This window comes from Nocardioides sp. JS614, assembly GCF_000015265.1.
Lineage (GTDB): Bacteria > Actinomycetota > Actinomycetes > Propionibacteriales > Nocardioidaceae > Nocardioides.
This window is the reverse complement of record NC_008699.1, coordinates 1,394,198-1,414,240: the sequence shown is the minus strand read 5'-3', so window position 1 is coordinate 1,414,240 and position 20,043 is coordinate 1,394,198. Positions and strand designations below refer to the sequence as shown.

19 protein-coding genes and 2 tRNA genes are annotated in these 20,043 nt (G+C 72.3%); 8 read left to right on the top strand and 13 right to left on the bottom strand.

Annotated features, from left to right (window positions below):
• Positions 1–24: 24 nt before the first annotated feature.
• Positions 25–2,046 carry an ATP-binding protein gene (locus tag NOCA_RS25615; protein WP_238383435.1) on the bottom strand — a complete coding sequence of 674 codons (2,022 nt, stop codon included), beginning with the start codon at positions 2,044–2,046 and terminating at the stop codon, positions 25–27.
• A 109-nt stretch (positions 2,047–2,155) separates the two neighbouring features.
• On the opposite strand from NOCA_RS25615, the gene NOCA_RS08185 reads away from it, so the two are divergent.
• Together NOCA_RS08185 and NOCA_RS08180 are read left to right on the top strand one after the other, a co-directional pair.
• A complete protein-coding gene (locus NOCA_RS08185; protein WP_011754801.1) occupies positions 2,156–3,727 on the top strand; it encodes a phytoene desaturase family protein in 1,572 nt (523 codons plus the stop codon).
• 62 nt (positions 3,728–3,789) lie between these two features.
• A tRNA-Lys gene (locus NOCA_RS08180) sits at positions 3,790–3,862 on the top strand.
• Between the two features lie 56 nt (positions 3,863–3,918).
• Here NOCA_RS08180 and NOCA_RS08175 read toward each other — a convergent pair.
• The gene (locus tag NOCA_RS08175; protein ID WP_011754800.1) at positions 3,919–6,237 is read right to left on the bottom strand and encodes a glycosyltransferase family 2 protein; all 2,319 of its coding nucleotides are present in this window, start codon (positions 6,235–6,237) and stop codon (positions 3,919–3,921) included.
• A 164-nt stretch (positions 6,238–6,401) separates the two neighbouring features.
• On the opposite strand from NOCA_RS08175, the gene NOCA_RS08170 reads away from it, so the two are divergent.
• The 4 genes from NOCA_RS08170 (at position 6,402) to NOCA_RS25610 (ending at position 10,926) form a co-directional block, all read left to right on the top strand.
• On the top strand, positions 6,402–6,968 hold the full coding sequence (locus NOCA_RS08170; RefSeq protein ID WP_011754799.1) for a helix-turn-helix transcriptional regulator: 567 nt from the start codon (positions 6,402–6,404) through the stop codon (positions 6,966–6,968).
• Between the two features lie 29 nt (positions 6,969–6,997).
• Positions 6,998–8,098 carry a YihY/virulence factor BrkB family protein gene (locus tag NOCA_RS08165; RefSeq protein WP_049774270.1) on the top strand — a complete coding sequence of 367 codons (1,101 nt, stop codon included), beginning with the start codon at positions 6,998–7,000 and terminating at the stop codon, positions 8,096–8,098.
• A gap of 1 nt (position 8,099) precedes the next feature.
• Positions 8,100–9,599 (top strand): FAD-dependent oxidoreductase, encoded by a 1,500-nt coding sequence (locus tag NOCA_RS08160; protein WP_011754797.1) that lies wholly within the window; start codon positions 8,100–8,102, stop codon positions 9,597–9,599.
• 193 nt (positions 9,600–9,792) lie between these two features.
• Complete coding sequence (locus NOCA_RS25610) at positions 9,793–10,926, top strand: hypothetical protein (protein WP_011754796.1); 1,134 nt, start codon at positions 9,793–9,795, stop codon at positions 10,924–10,926.
• An 81-nt stretch (positions 10,927–11,007) separates the two neighbouring features.
• Here NOCA_RS25610 and NOCA_RS08150 read toward each other — a convergent pair whose 3' ends face one another.
• The 7 genes from NOCA_RS08150 to NOCA_RS08125 are packed head-to-tail and all read right to left on the bottom strand — an operon-like array spanning position 11,008 to position 16,497.
• Positions 11,008–13,407 (bottom strand): acylase, encoded by a 2,400-nt coding sequence (locus tag NOCA_RS08150; RefSeq protein ID WP_011754795.1) that lies wholly within the window; start codon positions 13,405–13,407, stop codon positions 11,008–11,010.
• A gap of 39 nt (positions 13,408–13,446) precedes the next feature.
• Positions 13,447–13,791 carry a GroES family chaperonin gene (locus NOCA_RS08145; protein ID WP_011754794.1) on the bottom strand — a complete coding sequence of 115 codons (345 nt, stop codon included), beginning with the start codon at positions 13,789–13,791 and terminating at the stop codon, positions 13,447–13,449.
• 3 nt (positions 13,792–13,794) lie between these two features.
• Positions 13,795–14,049, bottom strand: coding sequence for a DUF3618 domain-containing protein (locus NOCA_RS08140; RefSeq protein ID WP_011754793.1), 255 nt, complete (start codon positions 14,047–14,049; stop codon positions 13,795–13,797).
• A complete protein-coding gene (locus NOCA_RS08135; protein ID WP_011754792.1) occupies positions 14,046–14,858 on the bottom strand; it encodes an energy-coupling factor ABC transporter ATP-binding protein in 813 nt (270 codons plus the stop codon). Before NOCA_RS08135 ends, NOCA_RS08140 begins: the two co-directional genes overlap by 4 nt.
• A 7-nt stretch (positions 14,859–14,865) precedes the next feature.
• The gene (cbiQ, locus tag NOCA_RS08130; protein ID WP_011754791.1) at positions 14,866–15,534 is read right to left on the bottom strand and encodes a cobalt ECF transporter T component CbiQ; all 669 of its coding nucleotides are present in this window, start codon (positions 15,532–15,534) and stop codon (positions 14,866–14,868) included.
• A gap of 1 nt (position 15,535) precedes the next feature.
• Positions 15,536–15,811, bottom strand: coding sequence for a PDGLE domain-containing protein (locus tag NOCA_RS27790; protein WP_011754790.1), 276 nt, complete (start codon positions 15,809–15,811; stop codon positions 15,536–15,538).
• Positions 15,808–16,497 (bottom strand): energy-coupling factor ABC transporter permease, encoded by a 690-nt coding sequence (locus tag NOCA_RS08125; protein WP_011754789.1) that lies wholly within the window; start codon positions 16,495–16,497, stop codon positions 15,808–15,810. The genes NOCA_RS27790 and NOCA_RS08125 overlap by 4 nt, the downstream gene beginning before the upstream one ends.
• A 92-nt stretch (positions 16,498–16,589) precedes the next feature.
• Between NOCA_RS08125 and bcp the strand changes: the two genes are divergently transcribed.
• Positions 16,590–17,081 (top strand): thioredoxin-dependent thiol peroxidase, encoded by a 492-nt coding sequence (bcp, locus tag NOCA_RS08120; RefSeq protein WP_011754788.1) that lies wholly within the window; start codon positions 16,590–16,592, stop codon positions 17,079–17,081.
• A gap of 114 nt (positions 17,082–17,195) precedes the next feature.
• Positions 17,196–17,277: transfer RNA gene (locus tag NOCA_RS08115), tRNA-Leu, on the top strand.
• Here the strand turns inward: NOCA_RS08115 and NOCA_RS26455 are convergent.
• From NOCA_RS26455 to NOCA_RS08100, 4 genes are read right to left on the bottom strand one after another with little or no spacing between them, the layout of a single operon-like run.
• Positions 17,259–17,870 (bottom strand): lysophospholipid acyltransferase family protein, encoded by a 612-nt coding sequence (locus NOCA_RS26455; protein ID WP_011754787.1) that lies wholly within the window; start codon positions 17,868–17,870, stop codon positions 17,259–17,261. The genes NOCA_RS08115 and NOCA_RS26455 overlap by 19 nt on opposite strands.
• On the bottom strand, positions 17,867–18,481 hold the full coding sequence (rdgB, locus tag NOCA_RS08110) for an RdgB/HAM1 family non-canonical purine NTP pyrophosphatase (protein WP_011754786.1): 615 nt from the start codon (positions 18,479–18,481) through the stop codon (positions 17,867–17,869). The genes NOCA_RS26455 and rdgB overlap by 4 nt, the downstream gene beginning before the upstream one ends.
• Positions 18,478–19,206: a ribonuclease PH gene (gene rph / locus NOCA_RS08105; RefSeq protein ID WP_011754785.1), complete on the bottom strand. Its 729-nt coding sequence runs from the start codon at positions 19,204–19,206 to the stop codon at positions 18,478–18,480. Before rph ends, rdgB begins: the two co-directional genes overlap by 4 nt.
• 20 nt (positions 19,207–19,226) lie before the next feature.
• A complete protein-coding gene (locus tag NOCA_RS08100; RefSeq protein ID WP_011754784.1) occupies positions 19,227–20,042 on the bottom strand; it encodes an ABC transporter permease in 816 nt (271 codons plus the stop codon).
• Between the last annotated feature and the right edge of the window lies 1 nt (position 20,043).

Here is a 20,043-nt window from a genome sequence, read left to right as displayed (position 1 = left end):
GGCGTGGCTGCGTCGCGGTGCGCGTCAGGGCGCCGTGAGGGCCGGGAGGTGGACCCGGAACGTCGTACCCTCCCCCGGCTCGGAGTCGACACTCATGGTGCCACCGTGCTTCTCGACGATCGCGTGCGCGATCGAGAGGCCTAGTCCACTGCCCGGGATCGCTCGCTCCTGGGCGAGGGAGGACCGGAAGAACCGGCTGAACAGCCGCTCCTGCTCCTGGTGCGGGATGCCGATGCCGGTGTCGCTGACCTCGATCACCGACTCCTCCGGCCCGACCAGCAGCCGCACCCCGATGCGGCCGCCCTCGGGGGTGAACTTCGCGGCGTTGCCGGCCAGGTTGATCACCACCCGTTCGAGCATGTCTCGGTCGCCGAGGAACGGGACCGGCTCGTCGGGCAGCTCCGCGGTCAGCTCGAGCGACCTCCGCTCGAGCGTCGGTGCGACGACGGCCGTCCCGGCCGAGACCACCGAGCGCAGGTCGAAGACGCGGTCGACGATGCCGATCTCGTCCTCCTGGACCCGGGAGAGCGTGAGCAGGTCGTTGATCAGCGAGAGCAGGCGGGTGCTGTTGGCCGCGACCCGACGCACCGCGTCGAGCTGCTCGCGCCCGAGGTCGCCGTACACCCCGTCCTCGAGCATCTCGGTGTAGCCGAGGATGCTGGTGATCGGGGTGCGCAGCTCGTGGCTGACGCTCGAGACGAACGCGTCCTTGACCTGGTCCACCTCCCGCAGCCGCTCGACCGCCTGGCGCTCGGTCTCCAACGCCTCCACCAGCCGGCCCTCGGCCTCCACCCGCTCGGTGATGTCCTCCGAGGTGCTGACGTAGCCGATCACCCGACCACGGTCGTCCTCGATCCGGTTCAGCGACATCGAGTGGCTGCGCTCCTCGCCGTCCTTGCGCAGGAAGCGCATATCGGTGGCGCCCTGGCCGATCAGCGACCTCGCAACCACGCCGAAGTCGGCGGCCACGCCGAGCTCCGCAGCCTTCTCGGAGATCGCGTCCGCGGAGTGGAACTCTCGGATCAGCCGGCCGAGGACCTCGTCGGCCCGGTAGCCGAGCAGCCGCTCCGCGCCGGGGTTGAAGAGGGTCACCCGGCCGTGCTCGTCGGTGCCGATGATCGCCACGCCGGCGGTCCCGTTGACGATGTTCTGGACCTTGTCGCGCTCGGCCGCCGCCTGCCGGGCGTGCTCGAGCTGCTCGCTCACCGTCAGCACCAACGGGATCACGACCAGCGCGCAGACCACGCCGTACGTCGCCAGCAGGATGCCCTGGCCGTCCACCGACATCTGGAAGCGCGGCCCGGCGTCGGCGAACGGGCCGTGGCCCCAGGTGGTGAGCGGGATCGCGAAGCCCAGCGTCGTGATCAGCTGGGCGAGCGCCTCGTAGGGGCTGCTGCGCATTGCGCCCCACACCAGCACCGGGACCACGAGGAAGACGACCGACGGGAAGTCCTGGGGAACGAAGACCGCCGGGGTGATCGTCAGGATCAGCAGCCACTGGGCGAGCCGCTCCGTGGGTCCGGCGAGCGGTGCATGGTTGCGCAGTCGGCAGAAGAACGGGACGACGGCGGACTGAGCGCTCAGGTTCGAGGTCCCGACGGCGAGGGCGAGGAGGCCCGGGTCGCCCCAGCCCGTCACCGAGCTGGTCACGGCCGCTGCCGCTGCGACCACGAGTGCGCTCGCGAACGCCCCGCCGAGGAAGCGGGCCAGGTCCGCGCTGGTGTGCAGCATGGGGCGCTCGCGGCGACCCTGCGCCAGGACCCGCCACATCAGCCAGGCGCCGACAGCGAGCCCGACACCGAGGCCGACCGCGACGTCCGGGCCGCGGCCGCCCACCCAGATGCTGCCGGTCGCGAGCAGTGCCACGAGGACGACCAGCACCGGGGTCCGCGGGCGCGGGGCCACCATGAAGCAGCCCGTCGCCAGGCCGACCGGCCAGATCCCGATCGCCCGGCCACCGTCGGGCGCCCCCTGGACGGCGGTGACGCCCACCAGGGCCATCAGCGCGAGCAGGCCGGTGACGCGCACGACCCACGACCTCGCCACGGTGAACCACTCCTCCCGAGCGCCCACCCTGCGCCCGCCCTGCGCCCATCTTGACGCCCCGACTCGCCGCCTGCCGGGCGACCTGCCGACGGCGCACTACGTTGGCCCGGTGACTTCGTCGAAGAGCAGCTATGACGTGGTGGTGGTCGGAGGCGGGCACAACGGCCTGGTCGCCGCCGCCTACCTCGCCCGCGCCGGGCTCTCCGTGCTGGTGCTCGAGCGGCTCGGCCACACGGGAGGGGCGGCGGTCTCGGCCCAGGCGTTCCCCGGCCGTCCGGCTCGCCTCTCGCGCTACTCCTACCTGGTGTCGCTGATGCCCGCCGAGCTGATCGCCGACCTCGGCCTCGACCTGCGGCTCGCGTCGCGATCGGTGGCGTCGTACACCCCGACGATCCGCGACGGCCAGGCCGGTGGCCTGCTCGTCGAGCGGCCGGCGGGACAGCAGACCGCGGAGTCGTTCCGCCGGCTGACGGGCGGCGACGAGGAGTACGCCGCCTGGGAGCGGTTCTACGCCGAGGTCGGCGAGCTCGCCGCGGTCGTGGCACCCACCCTGCTCCAGCCGCTGCCGCTCGAGCGGGAGCTCCGCGGCCGGGTCCCGGCCGACGTCTGGCGCGACTTCGTCGTGAACCCCATCGGCGAGACGATCCAGGAGCGGTTCACCGACGACACGGTCCGGGGCGTCGTCGCGACCGATGCGCTGATCGGCACCTTCGCCTCGCTCCACGACCGGTCGCTGGTCCAGAACCGGTGCTTCCTGTACCACCTGCTCGGCAACGGCACCGGCGAGTGGCGGGTGCCCGTGGGCGGGATGGGCGCCGTCACGGACGCGCTCGGAGCGGCCGCGGCCTCGGCCGGCGCCGAGATCCTCACCTCGGCCGGGGTGAGCGGCATCCGCGCCGGCGAGGACGCGGCCGAGGTCAGCTGGCACGACGGAACGCTCACCCACACGGTGGCCGCGCGGCACGTGCTCTCGAACGTCGCGCCGTGGGTGCTGCGGATCCTCCTCGGCGAGGGCGAGGACCCGGACAGCAAGCCGCAGGGGGCGCAGCTCAAGATCAACCTGCTCCTCGATCGCCTCCCCCGGCTGCGGTCCGGGGTGGCCCCGGAGGTCGCGTTCGCCGGCACCCTCCACCTGGCCGAGGGATACCGCCAGCTCGAGGCGGCGTACGCCGAGGCGGCCGCCGGCCGGGTGCCGTCGGTGCTCCCGGGTGAGATCTACTGCCACTCCCTGACCGACCCCTCGATCCTGGGCGACGCACCGGCCGGGACCCACACCCTCACCTACTTCGGCGTGCACACGCCGGCCGCGCTGTTCGAGGCCGACCCCGTGGGCGCCAAGGAGGTCGCCGTCGCTCGCGCCCTGGCGGCCCTCAACGAGCAGCTGGCCGAGCCGATCGAGTCGTGCCTCGCCACCGACGCCGACGGCAACCCGTGCATCGAGGCCAAGACCCCGCAGGAGGTCGAGCGGGACCTGGCCATGCCCGGCGGGCACATCTTCCACGGAGACCTCGAGTGGCCCTGGGCGCCGAACCGGGCCCGTCTGGACACGCCTGCCCAGCAGTGGGGGGTGCAGACCGACATCGGGTCCGTGCTGATGTGCGGCTCCGGGTCGCGCCGCGGTGGCGCCGTCTCCGGCCTCGGCGGACACAGCGCGGCCCAGGCCGTGCTGGCGATGCGCTGACCAGCGACGCGGATTTTTCGCGGGCTCGCCCCGCTGGTAGAGTTCACGTCGCTTCACAGCGAGCGCCATTAGCTCAATTGGCAGAGCAGCTGACTCTTAATCAGCGGGTTCGGGGTTCGAGTCCCTGATGGCGTACCGACGAGGGGCCGCGGCTGCAGAGCAGCCGCGGCTCCTTTCGTTTGTCGTGCGAGTCAGGGGGACGGGCTCGAGGGCGAGGTCGGGCTGGGCGAGGGCGTCGGAGCCGTCGAGGTCGGGGACGCGCTCGGCGAGGTCGCGGGCGACCGGGTCGCCGACGCGCTCGGCGAGGAACTCGGCGAGGAGCTCGGCGAGGAGCTCGGTGATGAGCTGGGTGAGCCGCTGGACGACGCCGACGAGCCGGTCGCGGGCGGGCTGCCCGCAGGCGCGCTCGCCGGTGACGAAGCGCGCGGGGACGGCGACGCCGGCCCGGAGGTGCTCGGCGGCCCGGCCGGGTCGTCCGTGGGGCTCGGACCGGGCGTCACGGTCGGTTCGCGCCCGGGACGCACCAGGCTCGGCGGCCGCACGTCCTCGCCTCCCGGGGCGACCAGCGCCAGCACCACGCTGGCGGCTGCAGCGATGCCGATGGTGGCGGCGGCCGTGCTGCCGCGCACGGCCAACGAACGACGCGACTCCAGGCGGCGGCGCTCGGCGAGCACGGCCGGCAGGGCGGCGCGCTGCGCGGCGATGCTGTTGGCGGGCGCGCTCGCGAACGCGAGGGTCGGGAGCACGAGGAGCCCCGTGGTGAGGACCCCGCTGAGGGTGTCGATGTGCAGAAGGCCGACGACGATGCCGGCCAGCCCGAGCACGGCGAGCAGGACCTCGCCCTTGTTGGCGGAGAGCGCCTTCCAGAGGTTGAGCCCCTCCTCCGTCTTCGGCGTCCGGAGGAACTCGGCCTTGCGCGCGAACAATCCCTGCACCGACGCACGGGCCACGACCAGGGTCGTCGACTGCCAGATCAGGAACGCCCCGATCGCGTCCGACCAGCCGGCGCCGGTCCCCCGGCGGATCAGGGACACGGCACGCAGGAAGCCCAGGAGCACGAGCAGCGGGATCACGGCGAGGAGGAACGGCGAGAGCTTGCGGAAGAGCAGGCCGCCGCCGAGTGCGAGGTTGGTGGCGCCGCCGAGCAGGAACAGGAAGAACAGCACGCCGACCAGGTCGCCGTACCACTGCAGCCCGCCGCTGAGGTAGGCCCAGCGCTGCCCCAGGGTCAGCCGGTTGCCCCCGCCCCGGAGGCCCGGCAGCAGCGAGCGCCAGTGCATCCGCAGGATCTGGATGCCGCCGAAGCACCAGCGGAACCGCTGTCCCTTGAGTGCCTCGAAGGTCAGCGGCATTACGCCGTGGCCGAACGACGCGTCGACGTGCATGCCGGACCAGCCCGCCCGGAGCACCCGCAGGGAGAGCTCGGCGTCCTCGGTGATGCACCATTCGTCCCAGCCGCCGACGTCCTCGAGCGCCTGACGGCGGATCAGGCCCATGGTGCCCGCGAAGATCGCCCCGTCCCGCTCGTTGCGGGAGGGCTGCGAGACCGAGAAGAAGTACTTGTAGGAGTAGTACAGCCGTCGGTAGAACGGCGCGCCCTCCCAGTCGCGGTAGTCCTGCGGCGACTGGATGAAGCCCACCCGCGGGTCGGCGAACAGCGGAGCGCACCGGGCGAGGAAGTCCGGCTCCAGCTGGTAGTCGGAGTCGACCACGCCGATCAGCTCGGCCCGGTCGTCGGTCATCTCGCGCAGCGCGTAGTTGAGCGCTCCGGACTTGTAGCCGGGCCAGTCCTCGAGGTGCGCGAACTTCACGCCGTGCGCGGCGCACCAGGCCTCCACCGGGCGCCAGAGCGACTCGTCGGTCGTGTTGTCGTCGATCGCGATGATCTCGTAGTGCTCGTAGTCGAGCCCGCGCAGCGACTCCAGCGTCTCGATCACCATCTCGGGGGGCTCCTCGTGCGCCGGGACGTGCAGGCTCACGAAGGGCCGGATGCCGGCGTCCGCTGCTCGCGCCGGCTCCACGCCGTCCGATACCCGACGTCGCCACTGCTCGCTGCCCATGGCGTCGCACAGCTCCCAGAGGTAGGCACAGCCGAGAAGCGCCGCGAGGACCTCGAGCCCCCACAGCGACAGCGCCCCCGCCCGGCCCATCGCGCCCAACGGACTGGCGAAGGTCCACTCGAACATGAACACCAGGTAGACGACGTACAGGTAGACGTTGGTCGACCAGCACAGGTGCGCCCGCGCGTTCCATCGCCGGGTCACCGGCAACCAGAGGATGCTGGCGAGCAGGATCAGCACGAACGAGAGGCGAGCGGATCCCGCGCGCCCGTCCACCAGGAATGCGACCCACGAGGCGACCGCGGCGACGATCGCGGTCCCGACGCAGGCATAGAGCAGCCGCCGGGTCCACATCACGCGACCGACCGCCCGGTCGCGGGCCCGTCCGACGAACATGGACCCGGTCGAGATCGCGGCGGCGACGATCGCCGCCAGCAGCAGGGCGGACACAGACCACTCCTCTTCTCCACCCCTGACCTTGCGTTACCCCGCATCGCACGGTGGGATGCGTCGGTCCGGAATTCACCCCTTCGGGCGTACTGCCAGACCGGCGCGCGGAGGTCCCCGACCGACACGATGGGCACATGCCGGCGCAACCGACCAGGGTGGGGATCGTGAGCCACCAGGACGTGCTGGGCAAGGGGTTGATCGCGATGCTCGCCGAGCACCCGGAGCGGGCCGAGGTCACCGACGTCGACCGGGCGCAGGTCGTCCTGTACGACGCGCTCGGCGTGCACCGCACCCGGGGCGCCGACCTGGAGCAGCTGGCCCGCGACAGCCGGGCCGTGATCTTGGCGGTGAGCCGTGACCTGCGCCCCGACCTGCGCGCCCGGGCGCTCGCCGCCGGCGCCCATGGTTGGATCTCGATGAGCGTCGACTCGGCCGGGCTCGTCGAGGCGGTCGAGGCCGCGGCGGCCGGGCACGCGCTGCCCGGGTCGGGGGACCCACTGGGCGCGTCCGTCGCGCTCACCGCCCGGGAGGTCGAGGTCCTCGCGCTGATCACCCAGGGCATGAGCAACCCGGAGATCGCGGAGCACCTGTACCTGTCGATCAACTCGGTCAAGACCTACATCCGCTCGGCGTACGCCAAGATCGGCGTGACCTCGCGGGCCCGGGCGGTCGCGTGGTGCCTGCTGCACGGGTTCGCCCCGCCGGACCCCGAGGGGCCGCGGCTCGCATGAGGCCGGCCTCCCTGGGGCACCCAGGAGGTATGAGCAGCGACACGCGCGCCGGTACGGCGCCGCAGGACCGGGCCGGCGATGCCGCCCGCGATCCCTCGAGCGATCCCGAGGCCGCGAAGATCGACTCCCCGTCGGAGCTCACCCGGCACTCCTGGCTCTTCGTCGCGCGCAAGACCGTCCGTGAGTTCTCCGACGACCAGTGCACCGACCTCGCCGCGGCGCTGACCTACTACGCCGTCCTCGCCGTGTTCCCGGCCGCGATCGCCCTGACCTCGCTGCTCGGGCTGGTCGGCCAGGGCACCAGCAGCGTCGAGACCCTGCTCGGCATCGTGGACGACCTGGGCGGCGCGTCCGTGGTCAAGAGCGTCCACGACCCGCTCATCGAGATCAGTCGCTCGCAGGCGGCCGGGCTGGCGTTCGTCCTCGGCCTCGCGGGCGCCCTCTGGTCGGCGAGCGGGTACGTCGGCGCCTTCGGCCGCGCGATGAACCGGATCTACGAGATCCGGGAGGGCCGGCCGGTGTGGAAGCTGCGTCCGCTGATGCTCCTGCTCACCCTCGTGCTGGTCACCCTCGCCGCGGCGGTCCTGCTCGCGCTGGTCGTCACCGGTCCGGTGGCCGACTCCGTGGGCTCGGCCCTCGGGGTCGGCTCGACGCTGCTCGGCGTCTGGAACATCGCGAAGTGGCCGGTGATCGCGCTCGCCGTCGTGGTGATGGTCGCGTTGCTCTACTACGCGACGCCGAACGTGCGCCAGCCGAGGTTCCGGTGGGTGAGCGTCGGCGCCGTGCTCGCGATCGTCACCTGGGCACTGGTGTCCCTGGCGTTCGGCTTCTACGTCGCGAACTTCTCCTCCTACGACAAGACGTACGGCGCGCTTGGTGGCGTGATCGCCTTCCTCCTCTGGGTGTGGCTGACCAACCTGGCCCTGCTGTTCGGCGCCGAGCTGGACGCCGAGCTCGAGCGGGGTCGCGAGCTCCAGTCGGGGATCCCGGCCGAGCGGTTCATCCAGCTCCCGCCCCGGGACACCCGCAACATCGACAAGGCGCGGGAGAAGGACGAGGCCGACGAGCGCCGCGGCCGGAGGATCCGGCTGCGGGCCCGCCGTACCCACGCCCGCCGCGGGAAGGACTGACATGGCTCTGACCTCCGTCTGGCGCGATCGGCACCCGGTCCGGTCTGCGACTCCCCCGGACGTCTCCGGCGAGTGGGACGTCGTCGTGGTCGGCGCGGGCATCACCGGCCTCACCACGGCCGCTCTGCTCGCCCGAGCCGGCCGTTCGGTGCTCGTCGTCGAGGCCCGGCACGTCGGCGCGGGCACCACCGGCGGCAGCACCGCCAAGGTGAGCGTGCAGCAGGGCACCCAGTTCTCACGGGTCGCCCGCCGCCACCCCGTGTCCGTGCTGCGCAAGTACGCCGATGCCAACCTCGAGGCGCTCGCGTGGGTCGAGCGGTTCTGCCGCGACCACGACGTGGCCCTCCAGCACCGGTCCGCCTGCGCCTACGCCACCACCACGGCCGGGGTCCGCTCGGCGCGCTCGGAGCTGGAGGCCCTGCACCGGGCCGGTGTCGAGAAGGCCACCTGGGTCGACGACCTGCCCCTGCCGTTCCGGGTCCGCGGCGCCGTCATGGTGCCCGACCAGCTCCAGCTGGACCCGCTCGACCTGCTGGACGCGCTCGCGGCCGACGCCCGGGCGCACGGGGCGACCATCGTCGAGGGCGCGCGGGTGCACCGGGTCCACGGGGGCCACGGGTCGGCGCCGTACGACGTCGTCACCGATGTCGGCAGCGCCGGCGCCGGCACCGTCGTGCTGGCGACGAACATGCCGATCCTGGACCGGGGCGCCTTCTTCGCCCGTGCGAAGCCGGCTCGCTCGTACGGGCTGGCGTTCCGCACCCCCGAGCAGGCCGTCGACGGCATGTACCTCTCGGTCGACGGGCCGGCCCGCTCGCTTCGGGACACGCCGGCCCCCGACGGCAGCCTGCTGCTGGTGGGCGGCGACGGGCACAAGACCGGAGCCGCCACGTCCGAGGAGAGCCACCTCGACGGCCTGCGCCAGTGGACGCTGGGCCACTTCCCCGACGCCGTCGAGACGCACGCCTGGTCGGCACAGGACTACGTCCCGCACCACGCGCTGCCCTGGGTGGGACCGATCCTGCCCGGCAGCGACCGGCTCCTCGTCGCGGGCGGGTACTCGAAGTGGGGCATGACGAACGGCGTCGCGGCCGCGCTCGCACTGGCCGGGCGGATCCTCGACGGGCACCAGCAGTGGGCGTCCGCCTTCGACCCGTGGAGCACCCGCGAGCTGGCGGGACTGCCCGCGAGCGCACGCCTCAACGCCTCGGTGGCCGTCGAGCTGACCACCGGGTGGCTGCGGCCGCTGCTCACGCTCGGGTCCGGCACCGTCGCCGAGGGCGTCGGTGAGGTCCGCCTGGACCGGGTCGGGACGCCGACGGCGGTGTGCCGGGTCGACGGGGTCGAGCACGCCGTCTCCGCCGTCTGCAGCCACCTCGGCGGGATCGTGCGTTGGAACGACGCCGAGCGCAGCTGGGACTGCCCCCTGCACGGGTCGCGCTTCGACCCGGAAGGACGCGTGCTCGAGGGGCCGGCGACCTGCGGGCTGCGCCGGCGCTGACCCCGCGCTGACCCCGCGCTGACCCGGCGCTGGCCCCGCGCTGACCAGGGAGAACCCGGGTTCTCCTGCAAGTTCCTCAAGGAACTCACAAGGTTCGTCCACGGCTCGGGAACGGTTCGTGCACCGAGCCGTTCCGGGGCAGTCCGGCGTGCCACGCTCCTCCTGTCACCCGCTGATCCCGAGGAGCCCCACCGTGCGAGCACGACTCGTCTGCGCCGCTGCCGCCGCCACCCTGCCTGCCGTCCTGGCGCTGGGTGGCACGCCGGCCCTGGCCGACCCGAGCGGCAACAACGGCACGATCAAGGTCGCCGAGGTCGACCAGGTCGGGACCGAGAGCAACGACCCGCACGTCGGCTGCACGTTCGCGCTGGAGTGGTACGGCTTCGACGCCGGAGCCGGCTCGGTGGTGACCTTCGAGAGCCAGGACCACGACGTCACGATCACCGGCGTGCACGGCCGGACCACCGTGGAGCTCGAGGACGACTCGGCCAACGGCGGCACCGACCTCGACGGCCGCGAGATCTACACGCTCGACTTCGCCGGCGAGCCGCACCCCGAGCAGGGCTACCACGTCAAGGTGACCACCGACACCGAGGGCTCGCGCGGCAACGACACGAAGTCCAAGGTCTTTTGGGTCGGCCCGTGCGGGACCGACGAGGACAGCGACGACGACGGCGCCACCGAGACCGGGCCGGGCAGCAGCACGCCCTTCACCTGGGACTGGCGGTACGCCGATCCCACGTGCGGCGGCCTGAGCGTCGCCTACCCGCCCGACATCCCGAGCGGCCAGGCCAACGACGTCAACGTCCGGTTCGAGACCGACCACGGCCAGGTGACCCTGAACTTCCACAACGACACCGGCACCTGGGGCGGGACGACGTTCTTCGACTTCGCCGGCCACCGGAACTGGCCGGCCGGGCTGGCGTCGTACGACGTCACCTGGGTCCAGGTCGCCGGCACCAACTACCACTGGCAGGGCGACGTGTCCTGCCGCACCGACGGCGACCCGGACACCCCGGACGTCCCGCAGGAGGTCGTGGGGCTGGACGGCTTCACCACCGGGACGCTCAGCCTGCGGCGCGGTGCGACCGTCCCGGCCGACACCGTCGACGTCGACAACTCCGCAGCCGGGGCCGTGACCCTGGAGCGCTACGTCGGGGGCACCTGGATCGCCGCCCGCAGCTTCGCGACCACCAGCCGGGGCACCGCCCGGGTCACCTTCCCCCGCCTGACCCAGCGGGGCACCTACACCTACCGCCTGACCGTGTCCCGGACGCTCGACACGACCGGCGACACGACGGGGACGCTCAACGTCCGGGTCCGCTGACCCGGGAGCGTGCCGACGGCCGGCGTCCGGTGCCTGAGGGGGGCCACCGGCCGCCGGCCGTGTCTCGCCGCGCGGGCTTCATCAGCCCCGCACGACGAACCGCCGCAGCAGGTCCTGGCGGATCTGCGCGTCGGTCCAGGCGAAGTCCACCCACTGCTTGCGCGAGAACATCCGGGTCTGGTCACTGGAGTACGGCGAGCGCGGGTCCTCGGACTGGCCATAGGTCAGGATCGTGCGCGCGTCGACGCGACCGCCGGGCAGGAACGAGATCGCCTGGATGTGCGACGAGCCGTAGGTGATCGGCCGGTAGTGGTCCACGTTGTCGCGCACCCAGCGCGACGCCAGCGCGTTGGCGTTGCCGACCGAGTCGCCGGTGCCGCCGCCGAGCGGGATCGGCGGCGCACCCCGGTCGCCGGCGACCTGGAGCGAGCCCCAGGTCGCGTCGAACGGGATGCCCCGGTCGCGCAGCGACGCGATCGCGTCCGCCATCGCCTGCACCACCTGCGGGTTCGCCACGTTGAGGTCCCGCGGCGTGTTGAGCGGGTCCGCGGGGTCGAACGGGGTGAGCCACACCGGGTCCACCGCCCCGACGGGCGGGCTGGGCAGCCGGGCGACGAACTCCTCGAAGATGTGGGTGCCGACCGAGTCGGTGTTCGACCGGCCGTCCCAGTCGTGCAGCACCTGGCAGGCCTCGGTCTCGCCGGTCGCGGCGCATACGGTGTCCAGATCGCCGTTCGCGCGCATCACCTCGGCGGTCATCAGCCGGTTCTCGTGCTCGTGCCCGCGCAGGCTGCGCGGCGACTCCTTCCTCCCCGAGGCGAGCCGGTCGATGACGTAGTGGGAGACCATCCGGGTGCGCATCGTGCGCACGCACCGCTCGCAGCCGATGATCCCGGCGTAGCCCTCCAGCGGCTCGGCCGGGTTGGGCAGCCAGTAGGAGTCGTTGGCGTTCATCACCCAGTCGCGGCGCACCTCCATCGGAAGGTTCGCCGGCCCGAAGATCCCGGGACGCTCGGCGTCCGCGTCGGTGCCCCAGGCGCAGCGTGAGTCCGCGAAGGTGCCGTCGAGGCCGGGCAGCCCGGCGACCTGGTCGAGGACCAGCCCGGTCGGCGTCATGCACTGCTGGGCCAGGTCGTCGGGGACGTTCGGCACGACCGAGTGGTCGGCGTACAGGACGTCGCCGTTCCGGTCCGCGGCGGTGGTGTTGACCCACGGCATCCCGGCGGCGGCGTCCTGGCGCCGGAGCAGGTCCCGCACGCTGGTCGCCTTGCCCATCTGCAGGAAGGTGTCGATGGTGCGCAGGTGCTCGGCGTTGGCGTCGCGGATCGCCCAGACGCTCGTCGGGCTCCATGGCATCAACAGCGCCGGGGCGTCGATGACGAAGCCCTGCGGCGTGCGATAGAGGTCCTCGGTGACCGTGCCCAGCGTCCCGTCGTCCTTGCGGACGCGCACCTTCACGGTGTCGTGGAGGAGCTCCTGCGGTCCGGCATCGGTGAGGTACGTCGTGCCCGGGCCGACCGTCTTGTACTCGTAGGGGGTGAACCGGTAGGCGGTGGACACCGTGTGGCTCCACGCGACGTCCTTGTTCCACCCGATGTTGACCACCGGTGAGCCGATCAGGGAGGCCCCGGCGACGTCGTACCGGCCCGGGATCGTCAGGTGCTGCTGGGTGAAGTGGTAGCGGCCGCGCCAGGGGAAGTGCGGGTTGCCGAGCAGCATGCCCTTGCCGGTCGTCGTCGCGGCGCCGCCGACGGCGGTCGCGTTGGACCCGAACGGCGCCTCCGGGTCCCGGCCGAGGCCGCGCAGCAGCGCGTCCCGGTCCACCTGGCCGGCGCTGACCGGGAGCTCCGGCAGGCCCGGATCGTCGGCGCTCGGCGGGTCGGCGTCGACGATCTCCTTGACGAAGACGCCGCTGGAGGCGAGCAGGTTGGCCAGGTAGACGCCGTACCAGAGGTCGAGGGCGGTCACGTCCGGCCGGAGGTAGCCGGCGCCGCGGCAGGCCGGGTCGGTGACCCGCTGGGTGCGCAGGAACTCGTTCGCCCCGGCGACGTAGCCGCGCACCATCTGGCGGGCCTCGGCGCCGGGGCCCGTCACCGGGTCGCGCAGCAGCTTCTCCACGACGTGGCGCTGGCGCAGGTCGGTGACGAACGCGTCGACCTGGAGGTTGGAGGCCTGGAGCGTCACCTGGTCGTTGTAGCGCGCCTCCGGCCCGAACCAGCGGGACCGCTCGCCGCGACCGGTCACCAGGGTGTCGGCGAGCGTGCAGGCGGAGTCCTGCGCGGCGGCGTACCCGCTGCCGAAGCCCAGCGACCCGAAGTCGGAGGCGGTGATGTGCGGGATCCCGTGCTCGGTGATCTCGATGGTGGCGCGGTAGCGGTCGGGGGGAGGAGGCGCGGCGTCCGCCCCTCCGGACGGCAGCGCGGACCCGGTGAGGGGGACGAGGGCGGCGGCGGCGGTGGCGGCGAGCAGGCGGCGGAGCATGACCGCTCAACGGCCGGGGTTACCGGCGGGTTACGACCGTTACAGGTACAGCCCGGTGGCGCTGTCGCCGACCCGGTCGGCCGCGACGGCGTGGACGTCGCGCTCACGCATGACGACGTACAGCTCCCCAGCGACCTCGACCTCGGCCTTGTCCTCGGGCTCGAAGAGCACCCGGTCGCCCACCTCGACGGCCCGGGCGTGCGGGCCGACCGCGACGACCTTCGACCAGGCCAGCCGGCGGGCACCCATCGCGGCCGTGGCCGGGATCACGATGCCGCCCGAGGAGCGGCGCTCGCCCGACTCGCGGTCGACCTCGACGAGGAGGCGGTCGTGCAGCATCTTGATAGGCGTCTTGTCGGCGCCCGCGGTGGTCAGCTTGGCCACGGCCTAGCGCACGACCTTCCGGACGACGACGAAGAAGGTGACCACACCCACGACGACGCCTGCGGTCTTGAGGATGTTGTCGGTCCGCGGCCGGCCGGTCGCGGCGTCGACGAAGTGCGCCTTGATGCTGCTGACCTCGCGGCTGGCGATGGTCTTCGGGTGCACGCGGTAGAGGAGCTGGTCGATGGTGGTCGCGAGGTGCTCCCTGGTCTCCTCGATGTCGCGCTCGAGGGAGGACAGCTGGTTGTCCTGGCTCACGGGTACTCCTCCGACGTCGGTGTCGGTTGGAGGCTATCAACCGCTCCGGCCCCGCCCCAGGGCCGGGGCGCGACGGTCCGCGGGTCGAACCCGAAGGGCAGCTCGAGCCGGTGGGCGCGCATCAGCTCGGCGTCGGTGAGGACGTCGTACGTCGACCCGTCGGCCACGACCGTGCCCCCGCTGAGCACCACCGAGCGCGGGCACAGCTCGAGGGCGTAGGGCAGGTCGTGGGTGACCATCAGGACCGTCACGTCGAGCGCGCGGAGGATGTCGGCGAGCTCGCGCCGGCTCGCCGGGTCGAGATTGGAGGACGGCTCGTCGAGCACCAGGATCTCCGGCTCCATCGCGAGCACCGTGGCGACCGCCACCCGGCGCCGCTGGCCGAAGGAGAGGTGGTGGGGCGGACGGTCGACGTACTCCGCCATGCCGACCTGTTCGAGCGCATGCAGCACCCGGCGGTCGAGCTCGGGACCGCGCAGGCCGAGGTTGGCGGGTCCGAAAGCGACATCCGCGCGGACGGTGCCCATGAACAGCTGGTCGTCGGGGTCCTGGAAGACGACGCCGACCCGGCGCCGGATCTCGGCCAGGTGGGCCTTCTCGACCGGCAGCCCGCTGACGGCGACCGTCCCGGCGCCCGCCGTCAGGATGCCGTTGAGGTGCAGGACCAGGGTGGTCTTGCCGGCGCCGTTGGGACCGAGCAGCGCGACCCGCTCACCCCGGTGCACGTGCAGGTCGACGCCGAAGAGCGCCTGGTGGCCGTCGGGGTAGGCGTAGGCCAGGCCGCGCACGTCGAGGACGGGAGTGCTCATCTGCTCGTCACCGCGGCATTCTGCCCGTGTAGCCCCGCGACAGCATCGCCAGGTGCACCCGCTCGCCGCGCTCGTAGGAGCGGATGAACAGCGCACCCGCCGACCTGGCGAGCACCGGCCAGTGCCTGGGGTTGCGGGCGGAGAACCCCCGCGACTCCCGGGCGACCTTCATCCGGTGCAGCTCGCCGGTCACGACATCGAGGTAGCGGACCATGAAGGCCATGATCTGGACGAGCTGCTGCGGCACCCGCAGCCGCTCCAGCCCGACGAGCAGGTCCTGCGGCTCGGTGGTCGCCGCGAGGGTGAGGCTCGCGAGCACGCCGAGCGTGCCCTTGACCAGGAGCGCGACGCCGGCCTCGAGGCCGTGCTGGCTGACGCCGACGCCGAGCACCTCGGTCTGCGGGCCGGTCGCGACGAACGGCAGCAGCAGGGCGAAGACGACGAACGGGACCTCGACGACGGTCCGCTTCAGCAGGTAGGTCGGCGGCACCCGGCTGATGCCGATCACGACGACGAGCAGCACGGCGTACGCCGCGAAGGCCGGGTAGACGTGCCGGGGAGTCGCGACCACGAGGATCGCGAACGCGAGCAGCGCCAGGACCTTCAGGTGCGCCGGCGACCGGTGGACGGCCGAGTGCCCGTGGAAGTGCAGCTTGTGGCCGTGCCCGGCGCCCACCTCAGGACTGCTCGTCCTGCGAGTGCCGGCGCCGCACGGCGTAGGCCACCCCGCCGGCGAGGCCGAGCACGACCAGGACGCCGATCACGCCGGTCCGGCTCCCGTAGCCGCCGAGGAGGCCGTCGCGGCCCTTCTCGGTGTGCGCGAAACCGTGGTCCTGGGAGACCTTGTTGAGGCCGTCCGGGTCGCTGTCGGCGAACCGGCTCACGACGCCCGCGAGCAGCAGCGCGACGAGGATCATGCCGAGCACGACCCACTTCGTGGGGACCTTGCTCATGCGGCCACCTTCGGCTTGATGACCAGCTCGCGCTGCGCGAGCACCGGGCGGGCACCGTGGACGAGGTCGGGCCGCACGGCGATGATCGCGCCGACCGCGAGGGCGGTGATCACGCCCTCGCCGATGCCGATCAGGGTGTGCACGCCGAACATGGCCGTCATGAGCGTGTCGAACGGGATGTCCGCCGTACCGCCCAGGGCGTAGAGGACCACGAAGACCGACGCGGCCACCGGGACCGACACGAACGCGCCGATGCCCGCCTGCGCCGGCGTCAGCGAGAGCCGCTTGGGGAGCACGAGCTGGAGGAGTCTGAAGACGACCCAGCCGACCAGGACGGTCGTGATCGCCATCAGCACGATGTTGGTGCCGAGCGCGGTGATGCCGCCGTCGGCAAAGAGCAGCGACTGGACCAGCAGGACGACGCTGACGCAGAGCACGCCGGTCCACGGCCCCACCAGCACCGCCGCGAGCGCACCCCCCATGAGGTGGCCGCTGGTGCCGGCACCGACCGGGAAGTTCAGCATCTGCACGGCGAAGATGAAGGCGGCGACCAGCCCGGCCATCGGCGCCGTCTTGTCGTCGAGCTCGTTGCGGGCCCTGACGAGCGCCACGCCGACCACCGCGACCGCGACGGCGCCCGTGGCCGCGGACGTCGGCGCGTCGAGGAAGCCGTCGGGGACGTGCATGCGCTCTCCTGCTCAGCCAGTAGGTTCGTCGTAGACCACGAACGTGCTCACCCTACGCTATTGCACATCGCTTGCAACAAGGAGATCCATCCGTGACCGAGCGCCTCTCCCCCGGCGACACCGCCCCCGAGTTCACCCTCACCGACGACACCGGCGCGGAGGTCGGCCTGAGCGACTTCCTCGGGCGCAAGGTGATCGTGTACTTCTACCCGGCCGCGATGACGCCGGGATGCACCAAGCAGGCCTGCGACTTCACCGACTCCCTCGCGTCGCTGCAGGCGGCCGGCTACGAGGTCGTCGGCATCTCGCCGGACAAGCCGGAGAAGCTCGCGAAGTTCCGCGCCCGCGACGGCCTCACGATCACCCTGCTCTCCGACCCCGACAAGTCGGTGCTACGGCAGTACGGCGCCTACGGGGAGAAGAAGCTGTACGGCAAAACCGTCGAGGGCGTGATCCGCTCCACCGTGGTCGTCGACGAGGACGGCAAGGTCTTCCTCGCGCAGTACAACGTCAAGGCCACGGGCCACGTCGCCAAGCTCCGCAGGGACCTCGACCTCAATCTCGCCGACGAACAACCCCGCTGACCCGCGTCTCGCCGCGGATCGCTCTTCGATCTCTAGACGGTGTGGTTGCGGTCGGCTCCGGCCTGCAGACTCGCCGACTCGGGCGATCCAGCTCGTCCCTAGACTGAGCACCTTGCCGAAGTGGTGGAACTGGCAGACACGCGGGTTTTAGGTACCCGTGCCTTCGGGCGTGGGGGTTCAAGTCCCCCCTTCGGCACCCTCTCGACCTCGGCGTCCATCCTCCTCGCGCAGCCGCGGCTCGGTGGCCCCCTCGGGCTTGATGCCGGTCTTGTCGGCGTAGAAGGCCCGGATCCGGTCCATGTCGGCGGGCACGTCGCCGCTCAGCTCGAAGGTCGGGCCCCAACCGACGGTCCGCGTCGGCGCGTCGAGGAAGGCCAGGGTGACCGGCAGGCCGGTCTGCTGGGAGATCCGGTAGAAGCCGGACTTCCAGTAGTCCCCCTTGCTGCGGGTGCCCTCGGCGGCGATCCCGAGCAGGAATGTCTCGTCGGTCTCGGCGTCGGCCAGGAGCGCCCGGATCGTCGCGCCGGGGTTCGACCGGTCGAGCGCCACGGCGCCGGTCGCCCGCATGATCGGTGCGAGCGGACCCTTGAAGAACGCGTCCTTCACCAGCAGCCGGATCTGCACGTTGCTGTCCCAGGCCAGCAGCATCGTCAGCACCCAGTCCCAGTTGGAGGTGTGCGGAGCACCGACCAGGATGCCCTTGCGAGGCACCACGCCGACCGTGTGCCAGCGCGAGAGCCGCAGCAGCAGCCGGGCGAGGTTGCGGCGGACGAGGAAGTGCCGCGTCATCCGAGGATCCGCGCGACGATCGGCGCCATCCGGCGCAGCGCCCACCCGCGGTGCGAGATCGCGTCCTTGTCCTCGACGCTGAGCTCGGCGGTGGTCAGCCCCGGACGGTCCTCGGCCTCGAAGAGGACGTCGTAGCCGAAGCCGCCGGTTCCCCGGGTCTCGTGGATCACCCGGCCCGCCATCACGCCGCTGGCCAGCTCCTCGCCACCGTCGTGGCAGAAGGCGACCGCGCACTGGAAGTGGGCGGTACGCCGCTCGTCGGGCACGTCGGCCAGCTGGGCGAGCAGCAGCTCGTTGTTGCGGGCGTCGCTCTTGGGCGGCCCGGCCCAGCGCGCCGAGAGCACCCCGGGCATGCCGTTGAGCGCGTCGACGCACAGCCCGCTGTCGTCGGCCAGGGCCGGGAGGCCGGTGGCGGCCCGGCCGGCGCGCGCCTTCAGCAGGGCATTGCCCTCGAAGGTCGGCTGGTCCTCGACGGGCTCGGCGTACCCCTCGACGTCGTCGAGGCCGACGACCACGATGCCGGGGACGTGCTCGCGCAGGATCCGCTCCATCTCCGCGATCTTCTTGCGGTTGCGCGAGGCCAGGAACACCCGCCGGACGGGAGCGGTCACCGGCTCAGCGCCTCCTGCTGGAGACGGGTGAGGTCGGCGCACCCCTTCTCCGCCAGGGCCAGCAGCGCGTCGAGCTCGGCGCGGTCGAAGGCGGCCCCCTCCGCAGTGCCCTGCACCTCGACGAACTTCCCGGAGCCGGTCATCACGACGTTCATGTCGGTCTCGGCCCGCACGTCCTCGACGTAGGGCAGGTCGAGGCGGGGCACGCCGTCGATGATCCCGACGCTGACCGCGGCCACGGAGCCGGTGAGCGGCTCGCCGGTGAGGGCCCCGGTCGAGCGCAGGTGCTCGACCGCGTCGGCGAGCGCGACGTAGGCGCCGGTGATGGCCGCCGTGCGAGTACCGCCGTCGGCCTGGAGCACGTCGCAGTCGAGCTGGATGGTGTTCTCCCCGAGCGCCTTGTAGTCGATGATCGCGCGCAGCGACCGGCCGATCAGGCGGCTGATCTCGTGGGTGCGGCCGCCGATCCGGCCCTTGACGGACTCGCGGTCGGACCGGGTGTTGGTGGAGGCGGGGAGCATGGCGTACTCGGCGGTGACCCAGCCGAGGCCGGAGCCCTTGCGCCACCGCGGCACCCCCTCGGCGGCCGAGGCCGCGCAGAGGACCCTGGTCCTGCCGAACTCCACCAGGACCGACCCGGCGGCGTGGTCCAGCCAGTGCCGGGTGATCGTGATCGGACGGAGCTCGTCGTCGGCCCGGCCGTCCTCGCGTGGTGCTGCACTCATGCCCAGGACCCTAGCCGGGGCTACTTCACCTCCGCGCGCAGCACCCGCCAGGTGCCGAACCCGAGGGGCAGGCCGAGCCAGACGATCCCGGACACGACCAGCTGGGCCCACTCCGTCCCAGTGCCCGACATCTCCCAGATGACCTCCTGCGCGCTCTGGAAGTCGATCCAGGGCTGCAGCGCGTCGAACCAGCCCATCAGCGCGGCGCCGAGCGCGAAGAGGCCAGGAAGCACCCACTTGTAGACGAAGAACACGACGATCGCGGCCGGGGTGTTCAGGAGCAGGGCCGCGAGCGCGAAGCCGCCGAGCATCGCAAGCACCTGGGTGATCAGGAAGGCGGCGAAGTCCGACCATCCGAAGGTCCAGTCGGCGTGGCCCTCGATCAGCCCGTAGAGCAGGTTGCACACCAGCCCGACGACGATCGAGACCGCGACCGTGGCGAGGGTCAGGAGCACACCGACCAGCGCCTTGGCGCCGATCACCAGCGGGCGGCGCGGCTCGAGGGCGAAGGTGACCATCGCGGTGCGTTGGCTCCACTCGCTGGTGAGCACCATGATCCCGAGCACCGGCAGGAGGAACGAGGTGAGGAACGCCGCGGTGCCGATGAAGTCGCCGAACGCGATCGCCTCGTCCTGCGTCGTCACCACGGCGAGCACGATGATCTCCGCGGCCAGCACCAGCAGGCCGATCACCGCGAGCAGCCAGAAGCCGGCGCGGGTGTCGTAGGACTTGCGCAGCTCGACCCGGACCAGCCGGCTGAACGGGACCGGCCGGGTCGACGACAGGTCCAGCGCGTGGCCCAGCCCGGGGCCCGGAGCGGAGGCGGTCCCGGTCACC

Coding starts and splice junctions, on each gene's coding strand:
- NOCA_RS26455 (WP_011754787.1), bottom strand. CDS start 17,870: ATGACGCGGCACTTCCTCGTCCGCCGCAACCTCGCCCGGCTGCTGCTG.
- NOCA_RS08125 (WP_011754789.1), bottom strand. CDS start 16,497: ATGCACGTCCCCGACGGCTTCCTCGACGCGCCGACGTCCGCGGCCACG.
- NOCA_RS08150 (WP_011754795.1), bottom strand. CDS start 13,407: ATGCTCCGCCGCCTGCTCGCCGCCACCGCCGCCGCCGCCCTCGTCCCC.
- NOCA_RS08160 (WP_011754797.1), top strand. CDS start 8,100: ATGGCTCTGACCTCCGTCTGGCGCGATCGGCACCCGGTCCGGTCTGCG.
- NOCA_RS27790 (WP_011754790.1), bottom strand. CDS start 15,811: ATGAGCAAGGTCCCCACGAAGTGGGTCGTGCTCGGCATGATCCTCGTC.
- NOCA_RS08135 (WP_011754792.1), bottom strand. CDS start 14,858: ATGAGCACTCCCGTCCTCGACGTGCGCGGCCTGGCCTACGCCTACCCC.
- NOCA_RS08165 (WP_049774270.1), top strand. CDS start 6,998: ATGAGCAGCGACACGCGCGCCGGTACGGCGCCGCAGGACCGGGCCGGC.
- rph (WP_011754785.1), bottom strand. CDS start 19,206: ATGAGTGCAGCACCACGCGAGGACGGCCGGGCCGACGACGAGCTCCGT.